1 protein-coding gene is annotated in these 1,008 nt (G+C 42.6%); it reads left to right on the forward strand.

The annotated features are described in order from the left end of the window. Positions 1-1,008, forward strand: a 1,008-nt coding sequence (gene tnpC, locus ACEN4I_RS13355; protein WP_407103306.1) for an IS66 family transposase, incomplete at its 3' end; no start/stop codon positions are given.

The raw sequence follows: 1,008 nt of genomic DNA on the forward strand, positions 1-1,008 counted from the left end.
ATTGCAGAAGCCGCTTATATGAAGTTCGAACAGTTCGTTCCTTTGGAACGACAACTGAAAGACTGGAGTCGACTTGGATTAACTCTCTACAGCCGAACATTAGTGGATTGGGTAAACAAGGTCGCTGAAAAGTTTCTAAAGCCAGTATATGATGAGTTGAAGCGACAACTGCTAAAACAAACCATCATCGCAGCTGATGAAACGCCTTATCGGATTATCAAACGTTCAGACGGAAAATCAGGAAAATCGAAATCACAGAATTGGGTATACCGAACAGTGGCTAGTGCTAACCGTGCTATTATTGTTTTTGACTCGACGCTTACCCGTGGACGAGAAGAACTTAGACGATTCCTGGGTGACTGGATAGGGATTATTTTGTGCGACGGTTATTCTGTCTATGATAAAATCGACGGCGTCGATTTTGCCAATTGTTGGGTCCATGCGAGACGCTATTGGAACGACGCTCTTGAGTTAGGCGGCAAACATCCAAGCCCACAAGTAAAATTGGGGAAAGAAATGTGTGATGCTCTCTTTCGCATGGAGAAGGATTGGAAAGAGTTGTCATTAGAAGAACGTCATCAACTGCATCAAAAGTACTCCAAGCCAATTCTTGATGATTTCTTTAAATGGATGGAAGGAACTTTCGCGGCTCCTAAATCTGCACTCGAAAAAGCCCTTACTTACTGTCTCAATCGGAAAGAGGGATTGATGAAGTTTCTGGATCATCGAGATCTCCCTATTCATAACAATGACAGTGAGAATGCCATCCGACCACTAACTCTAGGTCGAAAAAACTGGCTGTTTTCTACGAGCGAATGGGGCGGAAAAGCGAATGCCATCTATCTTAGTTTGGTTGAAACCTGCAAAGCAAACAAGATCGATTTTAGGCAATATCTAGAAAAGCTGATTACGGAACTTCCTGGTTTGGATTTGATCCAAAATCCAAATCTTATCAGAGACTATCTCCCATGGTCTGAGAAAATCGTTCAATCCTGCCAACCTTTAAAA

This window comes from Desemzia sp. FAM 23990 (assembly GCF_045528485.1).
Lineage (GTDB): Bacteria > Bacillota > Bacilli > Lactobacillales > Carnobacteriaceae > Desemzia.